Genomic DNA, 19,414 nt, shown 5'->3' on the forward strand with positions numbered 1-19,414 from the left:
TCTGGCTGGATGCAGCCGACACGGACTCCACCCCGCTGCGCACCTCACCCACCACCGAGCGCAGCTTGTGGCTCATCTCGGACAGGCTGCGCAGCAGCAGGCCCAGTTCATCCTTGCGCTCGTCGTGCGCTTCCACCGTCAGGTCCCCGTCGGCAATGCGGCGGGTCAGCGCCACCGCCCGGTCCAGCGGCAGCGTCACCTGGCGAATCATGCCGCGCGACAGGCCCAGCGCCAGCAGCAGCAACAGCGCCGTCACCCCTGTAGCCATCCACAGGGCTTTCTGGCGCAGTGCAGCCCCGTCGGTCACGATGCGGTCGCGCAGTGTTTCCTGCAGTTTGACCATGTCCTGCTGCGCCTGTTTGTACACCTCGACTGCCGGCAGGAATTCCTGCTTCATGACCCGGTTGGCCTGCTCGGTGTCGCCGGCCGCCCTCAGGTCCGCCAGTTGCTTGTTCAGGGCCAGCACCTTGGTCCGGGCATCCTGGATGCGGCCCAGCTGTGCACGGCCTTCCTCCGACGCCAGCCGTGCCTCCAGCTCCCGCTGCACTTCGCTGGCGCGGTTGGCTTCCGTCTGCGTGCGCTCCACCAGCATCTTGATCATGTCCGGCTCGGAGGACTGTGCGGCCGCCGTCACGCTGCTGACGGCCAGCTCCGTGATCCCGCTCCACTTTTCTGCCAGGCGGATGCGCTGGTCATAGTCGATCACCTGCTGGCGAATGCTCTCGTCATTTTTGCCCAACGCATAGATCAGCACGCCGCCCAGGCACAGCAATGCGGCAATCACCACCGTCAGCAACACCCAGATCTTCTGGGCCACGGAAAGATTTTGGATTTTCATGGTGCAAACAGGCTTCAGCCCCTCCAGCGACGGCGCAGGCATGGGCCACGCCCCAGCAACCGCCAGCAAAGTATCCATCCGCTCACACCCCCTAAGCGGCCAATAAACACAGGGTTTGATGCACTGCAAATGGCATTGCACAGGGCAGGTGCTCCCGGCCAGCCGGCGAGGTTCGCCCCTGCTTTTTTCAGGCTGCTGCGCCGGAGCGGCCAGACTTTTACAATGTCCGCGTGCCCACCTCCTATCTGAATGCCGATCTCCATTGCCACTCCACCTTCTCGGATGGCACGCTGGCTCCTGCCGAACTGGCAGCCCGCGCGCGCCTGGGCGGGGTGGATCTGTGGTCGCTGACCGACCACGATGAGCTGGCCGGGCAGACGGCGGCCTGCCAGGCCGCACATGCCCAGGGTCTGGACTACCTCACGGGGGTGGAGATTTCTGCCAGCTATGCCGGCCACACCATCCATATCGTGGGACTGGGCTTCGACTGCGCAGATGGGCCATTGCAGCAAGGTTTGCACGCCCTGCGCCACAGCCGGGGCCCCCGCGCCCAGGAAATGGGACACCAACTGGCACTGGCCGGGATTCCCGATGCCTACGCAGGCGCGTTGCGCTATGTGGGCAACCCCGATCTGATTTCGCGCACCCATTTCGCCCGCTTTCTGGTGGATGCAGGCGTCTGCGCCGATGTGACCGAGGTGTTCCAGCGCTTTCTGACCGAAGGCAAGCCCGGCTTTGTGCCCCAGCGCTGGGCTGGCGTGGCAGAAGCCGTGCAGTGGATCACCGCCGCCCGCGGCGTGGCGGTGATGGCCCACCCGGCCCGCTACGCGCTGGGCGGCACGCTGGAGCATGCGCTGCTGGACGAATTCAAGACCAGCGGCGGCCAGGGCATCGAAGTCACCTGCGGCGGCCACTCCGCCGCAGAAGCCCTGCGCTACGCCGAATACGCCCGCGAATGGGGCTTGCACGCCTCGCGCGGCAGCGACTTCCACAGCCCGGCAGAATCCCGCATCGCACTGGGGGCCCTGCCCGCACTGCCGCGCAGGCTGGCTCCCGTCTGGGAATTGCTGGCAGACCGCATCCAGCCCGCACCCCACCGCGCGCACTGACGCCCCGCACCGCTACCAGGAAACCAGCCCCATGGCCCAGTACTTCGAAATCCACCCGGTGGACCCCCAGCCCCGCTTGCTGCAGCAGGCGGCCAACCTGTTGCGTGGCGGCGGCATTCTGGCCGTCCCCACCGATTCCAGCTATGCCCTGGTCTGCCACCTGGACGACAAGAACGCCGTGGACCGTTTGCGCCGCATCCGCCAGATCAATGACAAGCACCACCTGACACTGCTGTGCCGTGACCTGTCCGAGCTGGCCAACTATGCCCGCGTGGACAACCGCCAGTACCGGCTGATGAAGTTGGCCACGCCAGGCCCCTACACCTTCATCCTGGACGCCACCAAGGAAGTGCCGCGCCGCGTAAGCCATCCGTCACGCAAGACGATAGGCCTGCGCGTGCCCGACCGCAAAGGCCTGCAGATGCTGCTGGAGCTGCACGGCGAGCCCCTGCTGGGCACCACGCTGATTGCCCCCGGCGAGACCGAGCCATTGAATGACCCGGACGAGATCCGTGCGCGCTTTGACAAGCTGCTGGACGGCATCGTGGATGCCGGCGCCTGCCCCATGGAGCCGACCACGGTGCTGGACCTCACACCCATGTACAGCGGCGGCGATGCAGAGCTGGTGCGCCAGGGACAGGGCAGCCTCCAGGCTTTGGGGCTATAACCTCACTTCGACTCCCTTTCATTCCCCGACTGCGCTGACACTGTGGACGCCACCGAACTCCTGCAAACCGTTCTGATCTATGCCCTGCCCGTGCTGTTCGCCATCACGGTGCACGAGGCCGCCCATGGCTACGTGGCCCGCCATTTCGGCGACCCCACGGCCACCATCCTGGGCCGGGTGACGCTCAATCCCCTCAAGCACATCGACCCCATCGGCACCATCCTGATGCCGCTGCTGCTGTACTTTTCCACCTCGGGCGCGTTTCTGTTCGGCTATGCCAAACCGGTTCCGGTGGACTTCAGCCGCCTGCGCCACCCCAAGCGCGACATGATCTGGGTGGCGCTGGCCGGCCCGGCTGCCAACTTCCTGCAGGCCATCCTGTGGGCGGTGCTACTGATCGTGCTGGTGGTGTCGGGCATCCAGGAACGCTTCTTCCTGGAAATGGCCCGCGCCGGCATCCTGACCAATCTGGTGATGTGGGCCTTCAACCTGTTTCCGCTGCCACCGCTGGACGGCGGCCGCATTCTGGCGGGCCTGCTGCCTTCCAGGCTGGCCTACCAGTTTTCGCGCATCGAGCCGTTCGGCTTCTTCATTGTTCTGGGTCTGGTCCTCTTCGGTTTTGTCGGCACCTGGTGGCTGCGACCGCTGATGGCCTGGGGCTACGAAGCCCTGGACTGGATACTCACCCCTTTGACCCGCTGGCTCGCCTGATCCATTTTTCCTTTGCGTGGAGCGCGCACCGGCGCCCACGGCCTGAGACTGTCTGCACCATGACACAAGCCATTACCCGTTTCCTCACCGGCATCACCCCGTCCGGCACCCCCCACCTGGGCAACTACGCCGGCATGATGCGCCCCGCCATCGCCGCCAGCCGCGCCCCGAATGTGGAGAATTTCTACTTCCTGGCCGACTACCACGCACTGATCAAATGCCAGGATCCGGACCGCGTGCAGCGCTCCACGCTGGAAATCGCCGCCAGTTGGCTGGCGGCCGGCCTAGACCCGGCCCATGTGACCTTCTACCGCCAGTCCGATGTGCCCGAGATCCCCGAGCTGACCTGGTTCCTCACCTGCGTCACCGGCAAGGGACTGCTCAACCGCGCCCACGCCTACAAGGCGGCCGTGGACAAGAACACCGCCGCCAGCACCGAGCCCGATGACGGCGTGACGGCCGGCCTGTTCATGTACCCGGTGCTGATGGCGGCGGACATCCTGGCCTTCAACGCCCACAAGGTGCCCGTGGGCCGCGACCAGGTGCAGCACATCGAAATGGCGCGCGACATGGCGTCCAGCTTCAACCACCTGTATGGCGAGCACTTCACCCTGCCCGAAGCGGCCGTGGAAGACAGCGTGGCCCTGCTGGCCGGCCTGGACGGCCGCAAGATGAGCAAGAGCTACGACAACACCATCCCCCTGTTCACCCCCCCTGCCCAGCTGAAGAAGCTGATCGGCTCCATCGTGACCGATTCGCGCGCACCGGGCGAGCCCAAGGAAGTTGAAGGCTCGGCCCTGTTCCAGATGTACCAGGCCTTTGCCACGGCCGAGGAAACCGCCGCCATGCGCCAGGCCTATGCCGACGGCATCAGCTGGGGCGATGCCAAGCAGAAGCTGTACGAGTGCATCGACCGCGAAATCACCCCCATGCGCGCCCGGTACGAAGACCTGATGGCCCATCCCGAAAAGGTGGAAGCCGTGCTGCAGGCCGGGGCGGAACGTGCCCGCGCCCTCAGCCGCCCGCTGCTGCAGCGCCTGCGCGCCGCCGTGGGCCTGCGCACGCTGACCGGCATGACCCAGGCCAGCCAGAAGGCGGCCAAGGCCGACAAGGCCGCACTGCCGGTGTTCAAGCAATACCGCGAGAAAGACGGCCAGTTCTATTTCAAGCTCACCACCGCCAGCGGCCAGGTGCTGCTGCAGAGCACAGGCTTTGCCCAGCCCCGCGAGGCCGGCCAGCACATCGCCCGCCTGCAGCAGGAAGGCGCTGCCGCGCTGGAAGCCGTGCGCAGCCACCTGCAGCCGCTGGAAGGCGTGCAGGAGGCCGACATCACCGCCGCCCTGCAGCAGTTGCACGCTGCAGCCCAGGCGGAATGACCCGGGTGCACTGCCCGCTACGCCAGGTTTGAGACAATCCACGCAAACACCAGGGAGGCCCCACCACTATGCGCATCGCAGTTCTTGACGACGACCCACTGCAATTGGAGCTGATCGACCAGGTGGTGCGCCAGGCGGGCCACCTGTGCCGTCTGCACCACAGCGGGGCGAGCTTTGTGCAGGATCTGCGCCGCGAGAGCTTCGATCTGCTGCTGGTGGACTGGGAAGTGCCTGACCTCTCCGGTCCCGAAGTCGTGCGCTGGGCGCGCGAGCACCTGCCGGCCACCCTGCCCATCGTGTTCATCACCCACCGCAGCGAAGAGCGCGACCTGGTCGAAGGCCTGAACTGCGGAGCCGATGATTTCATCGTCAAGCCCATCCGCGTGGCCGAGCTGCAGGCACGCATTGCCGCGCTGCTGCGCCGTGCCTACCCGCAGGCCCAGGAAGATGTGCTGGAGTTCGGTCCCTACCGTTTCACCCAGTCCACCTTCACGGCCGAGTACCACGACCAGTCCGTGGTGCTCACGCACCGGGAATTCGCGCTGGCCGTGCTGCTGTTCCAGAACCAGGGCCGGCTGATGTCGCGCGACCATCTGCGCGAAGCCGTCTGGGGGCAGAACTCCGAAGTGCTGTCGCGCACGCTGGACACCCATGTCTCGCGCCTGCGCCAGGTGTTGCGCCTGCGCCCCGGTCAGGAGTACGCCATCTCGGCCGTCTACGGCCTGGGCTACCGGCTGGACGCACTGGGTTGCACCACGCCCACCGATCTGGACCTGACCTCCTAGCCCCACCTCCAGCAACTTGCGGCTGTCGGCTTTTTCCTGCAGGCTTGCATGCTGTATGCCTATGCACTTTTTCCGACCTGCACCTTTGTGGCCCAGCGCCGCAGCCTGCATTCTTCTCACCCTCGCCTGCAGCGCCCAGGCACAGACAACCCCCTCCTCGGCCACCGGGGTGACGCGCCACCGCATCCACACCGGTGATACGCTGGAACAGCTGGCCCGCCACTACCTGGGTGACGCCGGCCAATGGCCGCTGTTGCAACGGCACAACCAGGTCGGCAGTCCCTACCGCCTGCAGCCGGGATCGGTGCTGGAGATTCCCAACCACCTGCTGCGCATGGCCACGGCCTCGGTGGACTACCTCCAGGGCCGGGTGACGGTGCTGCCGCCGCCGTCGCATACCGGATCGGCCGGTGAATCCGCACTCACTCCGGGCCAGCAGCTGCCCGAAGGCAGCCGCCTGCATGTGGCGCCCGATGCCTTTGTCAGCGTGCGCCTGGCCGACGGCTCGCTGCTGAAGGTGCAGGCCGACAGCACGCTGCTGCTGCAACAGCTGCGCCGCAAAGGACGCACAGGCAGCCTGCAATCGGTGGTGGAGCTGCAAAACGGCGCCGTGGAAGCCTCCGTTCCCCCCAACAAGGCCCAGCCTGCAGCGCTGGACGTGCGCACCGGCACGGCCACCAGCAGCGTGCGCGGTACGCAGTTCGGCGTCTACCGCGCGGCCGACGGCAGCACCGCCACCGCCGTGCAGCAGGGCGCGGTGCAGGTGGCATCCCACCAGCCCCCGGGCGCCAGTGCCCAGGTACCCAAGGGCCGCGGCGCTGCCGTGACGGCCGATGGCCTGCTGCACCAGGCAGCACTGCTGCCGGCATTGCCCCAGGACCAGTTGCCCCGCCTGTCCGAGGATGCCCAGTGGCTGGACCTCCCGCTGCCGGCCCCCACCCAGGGAGCTGGCTATGTGGTGCAGCTCACGCAGGATGCGGCCGGCCAGCAGGTGCTGCGCAACGGCCGTTTCACCGGCGACAAGGCCCGCTTTGCCGCGGTGCCGGATGGCAGCTATTTCCTGCGCGTGCAGGCCATGGACGGCCATGGCATTCCCGGCCTGCCCGCCCAGGGCCCGCTGAAGGTCAAGGCCCATCCGGTGCCGCCGCTCTACCAGACGGCGCCTGCCGCCCTGCTGCCCACCGACGGTGTGGACCTGCGCTGCACGCCGGTGCATGGCGTGTCCGCCTACCGCATCCAGATTGCTGCGGCCGGTCAGGATTTCAGTGCCCCACTGCAAGACCGGGTGGTGCGTGAAGGCTGCGCGCTGCAGACCACCGACCTCGCCGCAGGCGACTACCGCTGGCGCACCGCCAGCGTCCGCACGCAGGACAACGGCCAGACGGACCAGGGCCCGTTTGCCGCGCCCCAGGATTTCCGTGCCATCCCGCGCCCCGCCGTGCCCGACGCGGCCGCGCTGCAGTGGAACACCGCCGGCGGCGTGCCCACGATGCACTGGCAGGGCGAGCCCGGCCAGAGCTGGCGCGTGGTCGTGGCCCGTACACCCGAGGCCGAGCATCCGGTGCTGGACACCCGTGTGACCCAGCCCGAATGGCAGGCCGCCAACCTCGGCCCCGGCCAGTACTTCCTGCGCCTGCAGGTGCGCGATCCATCCGGCCTGGACAGTCCGCTGTCGACCGCACGCCAGTTCACCATGCTGCCCTGGGTGCGCGACGGCTCGGGCATGCCGCTGCGCAGCGGTAGCGGCCAGGATGTGCTCTCGCCATGAGCCTCACTGCGCCCCTGGCGGATCGCCTCCATCCAGCGGGCCAGCGGCGCGGTTGCCGCGCCAGACCCTCGTCGGCCTTGCCGGTCAAATGGCAGGGGCCGCGTTCCCATAGCGCACCATGGCAAGCCGCCATGCCCCGCACATGAGGCGCTGGCTGACCCGGCTGCGCGCCTCCGGCGGATCCCGGGGCCACCTGGGACTGCGGCGGGAATGGTGGATTTTCAGCGCCCTGCTGCTGGCCACCTGCTGGTGGCTGGCCGGTCCGCAGCAGCTGGAGCGCAGCAATCTGCTGGTGCAGGATCTGGCCTCCCGGTTGCAGCAGCGTCCGGCATCGCCCGAGGTGGTGGTGATTGCCATCGACGATCGCAGCATCGAAGCCATCGGCCGCTGGCCCTGGCGCCGGGCCATCCATGCCCAGCTGGTGCGCCACCTCTCGGCGCAGAACCCCAAGGCCATCGGGCTGGACGTGCTGTTCAGCGAAGAAGATCTGGACTACCCCACCGACGATGCCCTGCTGGCGAGCGCCATCGCCGACAGTGGCCGCGTGGTGCTGCCGGTGGCGCAAGACCTGGCTGGCCGGCCCGTGGGCCAGTTGCCCGCCCTGATCCGGGCTGCCGCCACCCTGGGCCATGTGCAACTGCGCGTGGATGCCGATGGCGGCGTGCGCAGCTTTGCACCGCGCGCCGGCCTGGCCGGTCAGAGCCATCTGCACCTGGGCCTGGCCATGCGCTGCGTGGCCCTGCCGCAGGATGCGCTGTGCGCTCCGCAGCCAGCCGATACCCCGCCCGCCCTGCAATACATCGGCTTTGCCGGCGGCAACCCGGCATTCACCACCTATTCCTACATCGACGTGGTGCGCGGCGCCATTCCCGCCAGCGCCTTCCGTGGCAAGTATGTGGTGGTCGGCAGCCTGGCCACCGGCCTGTCCGCGGCCGTGGCCACCCCCACCCAGACGGCGCAGCACACCCCCAATGTGGTGATGGTGGCCCAGATCCTCAATGGTGCGCTCCAGCACACGCATGCGGTCCCGGCATCGGCCACGGCCAACCGGCTGTTCAACGCCCTGCCCCTGCTGCTGACCCTGCTGGCCCTGGCCCTGCTGGGCCCCTCGGCCGCGCTGGCCGCCTGCGTGCTGCTGTGGTCCGCCACCTTGCTGACCGCCACCCTGGCACCGCTGTGGTGGCAACTGGTGCTGACCCCGGCGGCGGCACTGCTGCTGGTGGCCCTGGCCTACCCGCTGTGGAGCTGGCGACGCCTGAATGCCGCAGCCCGCTTTCTGGAACATGAAATGCGCGACCTGGGCCGCAGCGGGGTACTGGCGCCGCTGCAGTCCGGCCTGATGGGCCATGACATGCTGGCCCAACGCATCCAGGCGGTGGAACAGGCTTCGCGCCAGCTGCGTGCCCTGCACCACTTCGTCAGCGAAAGCCTGCTGCAGCTGCCCTCACCCACGCTGGTCTGCGATCCGCAAGGCCGCATCCTGCTGGCCAACAGCGCTGCCCAACGCTATGCTCAGTCGCTGGGCCAGACGCTGCAGGAACGCCAGGACGTGCAACTGCTGCTGGCCGGGGCCCGGGAAAACGACAGCCAGGGCCCGCTGTTCGACCCGCAGACCCTGGCGGGCGGACAGGCGTCCTTCCAGCACGAGGGAATCGACCGCCTGGGCAACCACCTGCTGCTGGTGGGTCGGCCGTTTGCCGCGCCACCCACCACCGGCTGGCTGCTGACCCTGGTGGATATCACCCACATGCGCCAGGCCATGGCCCAGCGCGACCAGGCCATGCATTTCATCTCGCACGACATCCGCGCCCCGATCGGCGCCATCGTCACCCTGCTGGAGATGGACCGCACCTTTGGCCACCGCACAACAGACACTGCCGGGCCGCTGGTGTCCAGCGACACCGAAGTGCGCATCGAACGCTATGCCCGCAGCGCCCTGGCGCTGGCGGATGATTTTGTGCACCTGGCCCGCGCGCAACAGCAGCCTCCGCGCCAGGAAGCCGTGGAGCTGGGCCAGCTGCTGGAGCAGGCCGTGGACGACAGCTGGGCCGCCGCCCATGCCAAGCTGATCGACATCGACTGGATGCCCCAGGACGCGGAAGCCCTGGTCACCGGCGACCCCGGTCAGCTGCGTCGCGTGCTGGGCAATCTGCTGGGCAATGCCATCAAATACAGCCCCGCCGGCAGCACCGTGCACTGCAGCATTGCAGAGCGCCCCGCGCACTGGGTGGTGGTGCTGCGCGATGAGGGCGACGGCATCAGCCCCGAGCAGCAGGCCACACTGTTCCAGCCCTTCACCCGCCTGGCCCAGCATGAAGCCAGCCGCATCCAGGGAGTGGGCCTGGGTCTGGCCTTTGTGCACACCGTGATGCAGCGCCACGGCGCCGTGATGGAGCTGGACAGCACGCCCGGCCAGGGCTGCACCTTCCGCCTGGTGTTTGCCAAGCGCTGATCCCGCACCGGCGTTGTACCCGGAAGGTGCTGGCAGGCATGGCAGGCGGCACCATCGCAGCGGCGGCATGCGCCCAGAAACGAAAAAGCCTCAGAGCGTTTCCACTCTGAGGCTTGTCGTTTTGGTGCGGCTGGCAGGAATCGAACCCACGACCCCTTGGTTCGTAGCCAAGTACTCTATCCAGCTGAGCTACAGCCGCCGAAGCCATGATTATATGCAGAAAAAACAGGGCTTCAGGGAAAACGCTGAATTTTTCGCAGCAAAGCGCAAAAAACCGCGGCAGAGGCACCCGATTAATACCTGGTTATTTTTACAGTTATTTGCAACAAGATAACCTTGCAAGGCTTACACTCCATGGATAAGTTGCTATTTGAAAAATAGCAACCACCTCCGGTTCCCGCCCGGCCGCTCCTTTCCCCGTGCCCGCCCTGTCTGCCGTGCGTCGCCTGCGCCCACGGTGGTGGCAGCGGCTTTGTGTGTCCATGGCCACCCGCAAGCGCAAGTCTTCTCCCGCTCCCCTCCACTGGTTCCAGCGACTCAGGCACCGGCTCACCAGCCGCCTGGCCTTCTTCATCTGGGGCGCCCTGTTCGGCAACGCTGTGCTGGTACAGGCCCTGAGTCCCTGGGACCTGCTGACCCACAGTCCGGAAAGCCTGCTCAGCCAATCCTGGCGCAGCCACCTGGACGGCGCACGCCAACAGCTGCGAGGTTGGGGTGAAGGACTGGCCGATGAAGCCACACGCCTGGTCAAGCAGCGCATCGGGAATTGGGCCCAGTCCCCCTCTCCCCCCCAGGCCACACGCCCCACGGCATCGCCGGCGACCACTGCCAGCACGCCGACAGCAGCCACCACCTCCTCCGCATCCTCCGCCACTGACAGCAGCGGCTTTGCGGCCTGCCGCGAGCAGTTTCCGGCCGGCCGTGTCCTGCAACCAGGCAGCATCGGCAACGAATGGGCCGCGCGCGCGCTGTGCTCGGAAGGCTTTGCCGTGCTGTACTCCGGCCGCACCAAAACCCCGATGGTGGTGGTGGAGCGGCTGAACCGGGGCCGACTGCAGCAGGCCGCTGGCCAGGAACGCACCGACCGCTTCTATGCCGACGCGCGCGTGCCCAGTGCACAGCGCGCCACGCTGGCGGACTACCAGGGCAGCGGCTATGACCGCGGACACATGGCCGCTGCCGCCAACCAGTACAGCGCCAGCGGCATGGCCCAGTCGTTCGCCCTGACCAACATGGTGCCCCAGGACCCGACCAACAACCGCAAGGTCTGGGCCAAGCTGGAGGCCGATGTGCGCAAATACGCACAGCGCGCGGCGGGCGATGTGTTTGTCTTCAGCGGCCCGCTCTACCAGGGTGTGCCGCACCTGCTGGGAAGCAGCCAGGTCTGGGTTCCCGACCACTTGTTCAAGCTGGTCTACGACGCCAGCAGCCAGCGTGCCTGGGCCTATGTGCTGCCCAACAGCGCCGACGCCCAGATCCAGCGCCCCATGGATTACGCCGACTTTGTGGTGCAGACCCAGTGGCATCTGCTGTCGGGCTTGCCGGTGACGGGCGGGGTGCAGTGAATGCTGCGGCCTGCCCATGAAAAAACCGCCCGAAGGCGGTATCTGCTGGGGGGCCCGGGCGGACTCAGCCCACGCGGCTGTCTTGTGCCGAATCGGACTGCGGCAACTCCGATTCTTCGCGCAGGCGCACCCGCATCCAGAAGCCGCGCGCCTCGCCCGGCTTGACCAGCTGGGTGGTCAGCTTCATCTGTTTCATGGGCAGCACTTCCACGCTGTGCAGCGTGGGCATGCGCAAAATGGCTTCCTGCGTCGGCATCTTCCAGTACTGGTCGTAGCCTGCGTGGTAGGACACCTCTTCGCACAAGCCGATGCGCTGCAGATCGGACAGCATGTGCTGGGTCAGCACCTCGCCCTGGGCGGCTCCCAATCTGGGCACCAGAATCAGACGCTGGGTGTTGGGGCAGACGAACACCCACACCTCACCCGGTCCGCTCAGTCCCTTTTCCACCGGTTTCTCCGAGGCGGCACGCTCCGAATGGCGCATGGCCTGGGATTCGTCCTTGCCCATGAAGCGGCCACCGCCCACCTTCCCCTCATCGGCAGCGGATGTCGCAGCGGCTGGAGCGGCATCACTGCCGGACAGATTGGATTTCAGGCGATCAAAGATACTCACAGATAGCTCTCAATGTGGTGCGCTGCCTCCCCGGGCAGAGTCATGCGGTATGGTCCGTATTGTGTCAAAAATGAGGTATCCCCGATACCTGTCCGCCATGGCTGGCGCGCATACGCCCTACCAAGGGTCACGTCAGGCCCACTATCCCATCACCGGCTGTCGGCGGGATTGACATGCATCAAGCGCCGGCCAGACCTGCCCCATCCACCAGCGCCAGCACCACGGCCGCCGCAGAAATAAGCACCTGAACCTGCGCACCGGGCTGCAGCGGCGGGCCCACGGCAAAGCCCACCACATGCACGCCGCCGGGCAGGCGCACGGCCACTTCCGCACCCTCGCCGGCATCGGCACGCGAGACCTCGCCGTCCCAGACAGTGGCATGCGACCCGTCGGCCACGGCCTCCCCGGACAGCACCTGCACCGCCGTGGCCTTGGCCATGGCCAACACCGCCTGACCGGGAACCAGCCCCATCAGCTCGGCACTTTCGCGCGTCACCTGGGCACGCAAGGGGGCCGCATGGCGGCTGTCGGTGTGCAGCAGCACGGTCACACGGCCGCCTTCGGTGTGCAGTGACTGCACCGTGCAGGGCCACTGGTTGCGCATGCTGGTGCGCACGGCCAGGCGTGCCAGCACCGGCTGGTGCAGGCCGGCGCCCTGCAAGCGTGCCAGCACCTCGAAGCGGGCGAGCTCCATGGCATCGGCCGCCTGCAGCAAGGCATGGCCGGCGTCGGTCAGTGTGGCACCGCCCCCGCCGGCGCCGCCCACGCTGCGCTCCACCAGGGTCACGCCCGCCAGGTTGGTCAAGGTGTCCAGCGCCTGCCAGGCCGCCTTGTAGCTGATGCCGCAGTCGCGCGCAGCCTGCGAAATGGAGCCGTTGTGCACCAGGTGCCGCAGCACCTCGATGCGCTTGTCCGACATGCTGTGGCCCAGCGCATCGAGCAAAGCCGTCGCGGGCATGGAGGAAGAAGGAGCAGTGCGGTCAGCCATAGCCCCGCATCATGCCTGCACAAAAAGTTGCAGGCGGACGGGATGGCTATACTTCACGCTATTCAAATAAGGAATAGCGAACCATGTCCCAGTCTTTCCCTCTGCGCCGCCTGACCCTCGCTTGTGCGGTGCTGCTGGCCGGTGCGGCCCACGCCGACGAAGTGTCCGTGGCAGTGGCCGCCAACTTCACCGCCCCGATGCAGAAGATTGCGGCCCAGTTCGAGAAGGACACGGGCCACAAGGCCGTGCTGTCGTTTGGCGCCACCGGCAAGTTCTACGCCCAGATCAACAACGGCGCACCGTTCGGCATTCTGCTGGCTGCGGATGACACCACGCCCGAGAAAATCGCCAAGGAAGGCAAGGGCGTGGACGCCAGCCGCTTCACCTATGCCATCGGCCAGCTGGTGCTTTGGAGCAAGCAGGCAGGCTATGTGGACGACAAGGGTGCCGTGCTCCAGCGCAATGACTGGCAGCACATTGCCATCGCCAATCCCAAGCTGGCCCCTTACGGCCTGGCCGCCATGGAAACCCTGGGCAAGCTGGGCCTCACCGCCCAGGTGCAGCCCAAGACCGTGCTGGGCGAGAACATCGGCCAGACCTACCAGTTCGCCGCCAGCGGCAATGCGCAGCTGGGCTTTGTGGCGCTGTCGCAGGTGATGGAAGACGGCAAGATCCGTGAAGGCTCGGCCTGGATCGTTCCCGCCTCCATGCACGAGCCCATCCGCCAGGACGCCATCGTGCTGAACAGCGCCAAGGACAATGCCGCCGCCAAGGCGCTGATGGACTATCTCAAGGGCGACAAGGCCCGCGCCATCATCAAGTCCTACGGCTACGCCTTCTAAGCACCACAGTGCACCTGCGCGCACCGCGCGGGTTTCCGCATAAGAGGCGCTGTCCTGGCGACCTGCGCCGGGACAGCGCCCCTTTGGTTTTTATATAGTGCGGCTTTCTGCCGCCATGCCGTGAACACACCCCACCTCAGCCCGGAAGACTGGGCCGCCATCCGCCTGACGCTGGAGCTCGCCAGCGTCACCACCGTGCTGCTGCTGGTGCTGACCACGCCGCTGGCCTGGTGGCTGGCACACACGCGCTCGCGCTGGCGTGGGCCCATCGGTGCCGTGGTGGCACTGCCGCTGGTGCTGCCGCCCACGGTGATCGGTTTCTATCTGCTGGTCACCATGGGGCCCCACGGCCCCATCGGCCAGCTGACCGAGGCACTGGGCCTGGGGCGCCTGCCTTTCACCTTCCCCGGGCTGGTGGTGGGCTCGGTCGTGTACTCGCTGCCGTTTGCCGTGCAGCCACTGCAGCGCGCCTTCGAATCCATCGGCAACCGCCCGCTGGAAGTGGCGGCCACGCTGGGCGCCAGCCGACTGGACCGCTTCTTCACCGTGGCCCTGCCGCTGGCACGCCCCGGCTTCATCACCGCCGCCGTGCTGAGCTTTGCCCACACCGTGGGTGAATTCGGCATCGTGCTGATGCTGGGCGGCAACATCCCCGGCGTGACCCGCGTGGTGTCGGTGCAGATCTACGACCATGTGGAAGCCATGGAATACGCCCAGGCCCACTGGCTGGCCGGCGGCATGGTCGCCTTTGCCTTTGTGGTGCTGGTGCTGTTGAGCTGGCTGCAGCCGCGCGAACACCGCCACGCCTCTCCACTATGACCGCGCCCCACGCCAACGACCGCAGCATTGCGGCCCACCTGCAACTGCAGCGCGCCGACTTTGCGCTGGATGTACAGCTCAACCTGCCCGGTCAGGGCGTGACGGCCCTGTTCGGCCCTTCCGGCTGCGGCAAGACCACCTTGCTGCGCAGCATCGCCGGGCTGGAGCGCGCGCATGGCCGCGTCACCGTGAACGGCGATGTCTGGCAGGACGACGCGGCCCGGCATTGGCTGCCCACGCACCAGCGCGCACTGGGCTATGTGTTCCAGGAAGCCAGCCTGTTCCCCCACCTCACGGCCGAGGACAACATCCGCTACGGCCTGCGCCGCACCCCGGCTGCCCGCCAGCGTGTGGCGCTGGAGCAGGTGATCGAGCTGCTGGGCATTGCACCGCTGCTGCCGCGCAAGCCATCCACCTTGTCCGGCGGCGAACGCCAGCGCGTGGCCATCGCCCGGGCCCTGGCCACCAGCCCGCGCGTGCTGCTGATGGACGAGCCGCTCTCGGCGCTGGATGCCGAACGCAAGGCCGAAGTGCTGCCCTATCTGGACCGCCTGCAGGCCCACCTCGACATTCCGGTGCTCTACATCAGCCATTCGCTGGACGAGGTGGCACGCCTGGCCAGCCACCTGGTGCTGCTGCGCGCCGGCCGGGTGGTGGCCGAAGGCGATACGGCCCAGCTGCTGGCACGCCTGGACCTGCCGCTGGCCCACGGGGACACGGCAGCGGCCGTGGTGCCCGCCACGGTCACGCAACACGACGAAAGCGACCACCTGACCACGGCGCAGTTCGACGGTGGCCAGCTGCGCCTGGTCGGCACCCAGGCGCGCGCCCCCGGCACGGCGGTGCGCCTGCGCATCCAGGCGCGGGACGTGAGTGTGGCGCTGATGCCACCCGCGTATTCCAGCATTCTCAATGTGCTGCCGGTGCAGATAGCCGCCATCCAGCCCGAAGCCCCGGGCTACGCCATGCTGCAGCTGCAGGCTGGCGCCACCATGCTGCTGGCCCGGCTGAGCCAGCATTCGGTGCAGCAAATGGGCCTGTGCGCCGGCCAATCCGCCTGGGCCCAGGTCAAGGGTGTGGCCCTGCTGGATTGAGTCCATGCATTGCGGTGACCGTGCGCGCGGGGAATGCATACCCGAGGCTTGCGCTCATGTTTGCTGGACATCAAGGTGTGAGGTGAATAGATTCGCGTGCCTTCCCGCCTCCTTGTAGGAACTGGATGACATGAAGACTTGAGGGTCTTCACGCAACTCCTCGCTTTGCGAACCGGCGCCTGCCGCGCCGGTTCAATTGCTTGCCATTGGCACCCCTCAACATTCGACGTGGCCCGTGAGGTCCTGCAATGCGTGGGCAATCGTCAAGGTCGAGGCTTCGAGTCCGGGCTGTCCCCCCGGCTCACCAGGCGCATGCATGCCGCGCCTGCAAACCTAACGCCCTCCATGGTCATGGGAGCGCGGTTGAAGAAAAACGAATCACGATGAATCACGGCAGAAGAAGATTCTTCAAGCTCTGTGGCGCCGGTGCGGCCGGTGCGACGGCTGCAGCCCTGGGCTTTGCCCCCTCGGTGGCCATGGCCACCCTGCCCCGCCAGTACAAGCTGCTGCGCGCCAAGGAAACCCGCAACAACTGCACCTATTGCTCGGTCGGCTGCGGCATGCTGATGTACAGCCTGGGCGACGGTGCCAAGAACGCCAAGGGATGCCGAGAGGGAAGACCGGGATCTGGTGCACAGCGGCATCAACCCGCTGATGCTGCCGCCGCTGGTCTGATTCGCCGCCTGCGCGCCTGCTGCGCACCCCACAGCCCTGCAGGCTGTCCTTCCCCGGGACAGTTTGCAGGGCTGAATCGATAATGGCAGCCATGACCGACCCTGCCGCCGGCACCTGCCCCCTGGTTCCACCAAACGGTGCCCCCCTCTCCATCTCTGCCATCCGCCATGTCACCGTGCAGCGCCACCACCTGCAGGACGGCGTGCGCATGCAAGCGCGCGTGCTGGCCAGCGAGGTGCCGATTGCCCTGGTGTTCAACGGCATCTCGCACGCGGTGATGATGGGCACGCCCCTGGACCTGGAAGACTTTGCCCTGGGCTTTGCGCTGAGCGAAGGCATTCTGGACAGCGCCGCCGATTGCTATGGCATCGACGTCACGCCCGTGGCGGCCTCCGCCGCAGGTCTGCCTCCCGGCATGGATGGTGTGGAAGTGCAGCTGGAAATTTCGTCGCGCTGCTTCGCCCGCCTCAAGGACCACCGCCGCAGCATGAGCGGGCGCACCGGCTGCGGGGTCTGTGGCGTGGAAAGCTTTGCCGCGCTGGACCTGGACTTTGCCCCCCTGCCGGCGCACGGCTGGCTGGCCCGGGTGGATCTGCAAACGGTGTGCCGCGCCATCGATGCGCTGTCGGCCAGGCAGGTGCTCAACGCCCAGGCCGGAGCCATCCACGCCGCTGGCTGGGCCACGCTGGACGGGCAACTGCACGATGTGCTGGAGGATGTGGGGCGCCACAACGCACTCGACAAGCTGCTGGGCCGGCTGGCCCGCAACGGCCGGCTGGGCGAGCCGGGCTTCGTGGTGCTGTCCAGCCGGGGCAGCCACGAACTGGTGCGCAAATGCGCCAAGCTGGGCGTGGCCGCGCTGGCGACCATCTCGGCCCCCACCGCCATGGGCGTGCACATGGCCGAGCTGACCGGGCTGCGCTTCTGGGGGCTGTGCCGCCCGCCCCAGGCCGTGCTGTATGCCGCTGGCGCCGGCCTGCCACCGCTGGCAGCGCGTCCCCCGGCTGCTTGACCCGGCAGCGCACTGTGAAAGCAGCGGCTTCGTACAATGGCGGCTTCAGCCCCTGGATGTACACCATGACCCGCTGTTCCTCTGTCTTTTCTGCTGCGGCCCTGGCCTGTGCCCTGCTGGGCGGCATGGCCGTGCCTGCAGCCCATGCACGCGTCCACACCGACACCGTGCGCAGCTTTCCCGATACCGCCCAGCGCGGCGAGCTGCTGATCTCGGCCATGCCCGAAGTGGCACTCAACGGCAAGAAGATCCGCACCACCCCGGACTTTCGCCTGTTCAATGCCAGGAACCAGCTGGTCCTTGCCCATACGCTGCAAGGCCAGAAGTTCGCCGTGAACTATGTGATCGAGCCCAGCACCCAGTGGCTGTCCCAGGCCTGGATCCTGACCCCGGAAGAAGCCCAGGCCAAGCTGCCCAGCCAGCGCTGAGCCCAACCCGCTTCATTCTTTTCTGACTGCCGCCTGCGCCCTGCAATGGTGCCGGCGGATGGTCTTTTTTAAGGCGCACAGGCCATGACCTCTGCGGCCGCCCCACTGCCATGACCACGAAAAAAGTCTTTATCAAAACCTTTGGCTGCCAGATGAACGAGTACGACTCGGACAAGATGGCCGATGTGCTGGGTGCGGCCCAGGGCTATGAATCCACGGACGACCCGGAGCAGGCCGACCTGATCCTGTTCAATACCTGCTCGGTGCGGGAAAAGGCACAGGAGAAGGTCTTCTCCGACCTGGGCCGCTTCAAGCACCTGAAGGAAAAAGGCGTGCTGATCGGCGTGGGCGGTTGTGTGGCCAGCCAGGAAGGCGAAGAAATCATCAAGCGCGCGCCCTATGTGGACGTGGTGTTCGGCCCCCAGACCCTGCACCGCCTGCCCGATCTGCTGAACGCGCGCGCGGCCAAGGCCAGGCCCCAGGTGGACATTTCCTTTCCCGAGATCGAGAAGTTCGACCACCTCCCGCCTGCCCGCGTGGACGGGGCCTCGGCCTTTGTGTCCATCATGGAAGGCTGCTCCAAATACTGCAGCTACTGCGTTGTGCCCTATACGCGCGGTGAAGAAGTCAGCCGCCCGTTCGAGGACGTGCTGGTGGAGGTCGCCGGTCTGGCAGACCAGGGCGTGAAGGAAGTCACGCTGCTGGGCCAGAACGTGAACGCCTACCTGGGCAAGATGGGCGACACCACCGAAATCGCCGACTTTGCGCTGCTGCTGGAATACGTGGCCGAGATCCCCGGCATCGAACGCATCCGCTTCACCACCAGCCACCCGAACGAGTTCACGCCCCGCCTGATCGAGGCCTACGCCAAGCTGCCCCAACTGGTCAGCCACCTGCACCTGCCCGTCCAGCACGGCAGCGACAAGATCCTGATGGCCATGAAGCGCGGCTATACGGCCATGGAGTACAAGAGCACCATCCGCAAGCTGCGCGCCATCCGTCCGGATCTGGCGATGAGCAGCGACTTCATCGTCGGCTTCCCTGGCGAGACGGAAGAAGACTTCCAGAAGATGATGAAGCTGATCCACGACGTCCGCTTCGACAACAGCTTCAGCTTCATCTTCAGCCCCCGCCCCGGCACACCGGCCGCCAATCTGCACGACGACACGCCCCACGATGTGAAGCTGCGCCGCCTACAGGAGCTGCAGGCCGTGATCAACCAGAACATCAAGGAGATCAGCGACGAGCGCGTGGGCACGGTACAGCGCCTGCTGGTCGAAGGGCTGAGCAAGCGCGACGGCAGCGAACTGATGGGCCGCACCGAATGCAACCGCGTGGTCAACTTCCCCGGCAACGAACGCCTGATTGGCCAGATGGTGGATGTGCGCGTCACCGAAGCCAAGACTTACACCCTGCGTGGCGAAGTGCTGGTGCGCAGCTGACAGCGCGGCCGATGCCGGGCCGCAGTGACGTGGGCCCGGCCTGAGGCAGCCCTCCCGGCTGCCGACGCCGGCTGGGCCATCGCCCCTGGCGCGCACCGCCATCCCGAGTGCAGCACGTGACCATCGCAGGCCAGCCCTGCACACCCCGCCAATCGCGCTACCATATGACCCCGCCGCGTGGATGCACACCCCCGCGGCTTTTTCTTGCCCGTTGCACGGCCAGGGATTCC

17 protein-coding genes, 1 tRNA gene and 1 pseudogene are annotated in these 19,414 nt (G+C 67.0%); 15 read left to right on the forward strand and 4 right to left on the reverse strand.

The features are described from left to right. On the reverse strand, positions 1-838 hold an 838-nt coding region (locus B3349_RS05915; protein ID WP_291587278.1), incomplete at its 3' end, for a HAMP domain-containing protein. Between the two features lie 230 nt (positions 839-1,068). On the opposite strand from B3349_RS05915, the gene B3349_RS05920 reads away from it, so the two are divergent. From B3349_RS05920 to B3349_RS05950, 7 genes are all read left to right on the forward strand, one after another. Further along, positions 1,069-1,947, forward strand: coding sequence for a PHP domain-containing protein (locus B3349_RS05920; protein ID WP_291587280.1), 879 nt, complete (start codon positions 1,069-1,071; stop codon positions 1,945-1,947). Positions 1,948-1,978: 31 nt separating this feature from the next. Next, positions 1,979-2,614 carry an L-threonylcarbamoyladenylate synthase gene (locus B3349_RS05925; RefSeq protein ID WP_291587282.1) on the forward strand — a complete coding sequence of 212 codons (636 nt, stop codon included), beginning with the start codon at positions 1,979-1,981 and terminating at the stop codon, positions 2,612-2,614. A gap of 42 nt (positions 2,615-2,656) precedes the next feature. After that, entirely contained in the window at positions 2,657-3,325 is a 669-nt protein-coding gene (locus B3349_RS05930) for a site-2 protease family protein (protein WP_066540769.1), read from the forward strand. 59 nt (positions 3,326-3,384) lie between these two features. Further along, complete coding sequence (locus tag B3349_RS05935; RefSeq protein WP_291587287.1) at positions 3,385-4,701, forward strand: tryptophan--tRNA ligase; 1,317 nt, start codon at positions 3,385-3,387, stop codon at positions 4,699-4,701. A gap of 68 nt (positions 4,702-4,769) precedes the next feature. Next, positions 4,770-5,486, forward strand: a complete 717-nt coding sequence (locus B3349_RS05940; protein ID WP_291587289.1) for a response regulator transcription factor — start codon at positions 4,770-4,772, stop codon at positions 5,484-5,486. A gap of 55 nt (positions 5,487-5,541) precedes the next feature. Continuing rightward, positions 5,542-7,254 (forward strand): FecR family protein, encoded by a 1,713-nt coding sequence (locus B3349_RS05945; protein WP_291587292.1) that lies wholly within the window; start codon positions 5,542-5,544, stop codon positions 7,252-7,254. Positions 7,255-7,372: 118 nt separating this feature from the next. Continuing rightward, complete coding sequence (locus B3349_RS05950) at positions 7,373-9,706, forward strand: CHASE2 domain-containing protein (protein ID WP_291587294.1); 2,334 nt, start codon at positions 7,373-7,375, stop codon at positions 9,704-9,706. Positions 9,707-9,828: 122 nt separating this feature from the next. Here B3349_RS05950 and B3349_RS05955 read toward each other — a convergent pair. Beyond that, a tRNA-Arg gene (locus B3349_RS05955) sits at positions 9,829-9,905 on the reverse strand. Positions 9,906-10,188: 283 nt separating this feature from the next. Between B3349_RS05955 and B3349_RS05960 the strand changes: the two genes are divergently transcribed. After that, positions 10,189-11,271: a DNA/RNA non-specific endonuclease gene (locus B3349_RS05960; RefSeq protein WP_291587296.1), complete on the forward strand. Its 1,083-nt coding sequence runs from the start codon at positions 10,189-10,191 to the stop codon at positions 11,269-11,271. Between the two features lie 64 nt (positions 11,272-11,335). Here B3349_RS05960 and B3349_RS05965 read toward each other — a convergent pair whose 3' ends face one another. Then, entirely contained in the window at positions 11,336-11,884 is a 549-nt protein-coding gene (locus B3349_RS05965; RefSeq protein ID WP_291587298.1) for a hypothetical protein, read from the reverse strand. A gap of 178 nt (positions 11,885-12,062) precedes the next feature. Next, positions 12,063-12,872, reverse strand: a complete 810-nt coding sequence (modE, locus tag B3349_RS05970) for a molybdenum-dependent transcriptional regulator ModE (protein ID WP_291587301.1) — start codon at positions 12,870-12,872, stop codon at positions 12,063-12,065. Positions 12,873-12,955: 83 nt separating this feature from the next. On the opposite strand from modE, the gene modA reads away from it, so the two are divergent. From modA to miaB, 7 genes and pseudogenes are all read left to right on the forward strand, one after another. Continuing rightward, positions 12,956-13,714: a molybdate ABC transporter substrate-binding protein gene (gene modA / locus B3349_RS05975; RefSeq protein ID WP_280013383.1), complete on the forward strand. Its 759-nt coding sequence runs from the start codon at positions 12,956-12,958 to the stop codon at positions 13,712-13,714. Positions 13,715-13,834: 120 nt separating this feature from the next. Beyond that, positions 13,835-14,533 carry a molybdate ABC transporter permease subunit gene (modB, locus tag B3349_RS05980; protein WP_066540738.1) on the forward strand — a complete coding sequence of 233 codons (699 nt, stop codon included), beginning with the start codon at positions 13,835-13,837 and terminating at the stop codon, positions 14,531-14,533. Continuing rightward, positions 14,530-15,627 (forward strand): molybdenum ABC transporter ATP-binding protein, encoded by a 1,098-nt coding sequence (gene modC, locus B3349_RS05985; RefSeq protein WP_291587306.1) that lies wholly within the window; start codon positions 14,530-14,532, stop codon positions 15,625-15,627. Before modB ends, modC begins: the two co-directional genes overlap by 4 nt. Before the next feature lie 383 nt (positions 15,628-16,010). Further along, positions 16,011-16,229 (forward strand): annotated as a pseudogene (locus B3349_RS05990) (hypothetical protein); the annotation flags it as partial. Between the two features lie 164 nt (positions 16,230-16,393). After that, positions 16,394-17,314: a formate dehydrogenase accessory sulfurtransferase FdhD gene (fdhD, locus tag B3349_RS05995; protein WP_291587308.1), complete on the forward strand. Its 921-nt coding sequence runs from the start codon at positions 16,394-16,396 to the stop codon at positions 17,312-17,314. A 65-nt stretch (positions 17,315-17,379) separates the two neighbouring features. After that, positions 17,380-17,742, forward strand: coding sequence for a hypothetical protein (locus B3349_RS06000; RefSeq protein ID WP_291587310.1), 363 nt, complete (start codon positions 17,380-17,382; stop codon positions 17,740-17,742). A gap of 110 nt (positions 17,743-17,852) precedes the next feature. Then, positions 17,853-19,184 carry a tRNA (N6-isopentenyl adenosine(37)-C2)-methylthiotransferase MiaB gene (gene miaB / locus B3349_RS06005; RefSeq protein ID WP_291587312.1) on the forward strand — a complete coding sequence of 444 codons (1,332 nt, stop codon included), beginning with the start codon at positions 17,853-17,855 and terminating at the stop codon, positions 19,182-19,184. Positions 19,185-19,414 lie beyond the last annotated feature (230 nt).

Origin of the sequence: Comamonas sp. UBA7528 (genome assembly GCF_002479375.1) — a bacterium.
In the GTDB taxonomy this organism is placed as follows: domain Bacteria; phylum Pseudomonadota; class Gammaproteobacteria; order Burkholderiales; family Burkholderiaceae_C; genus Comamonas.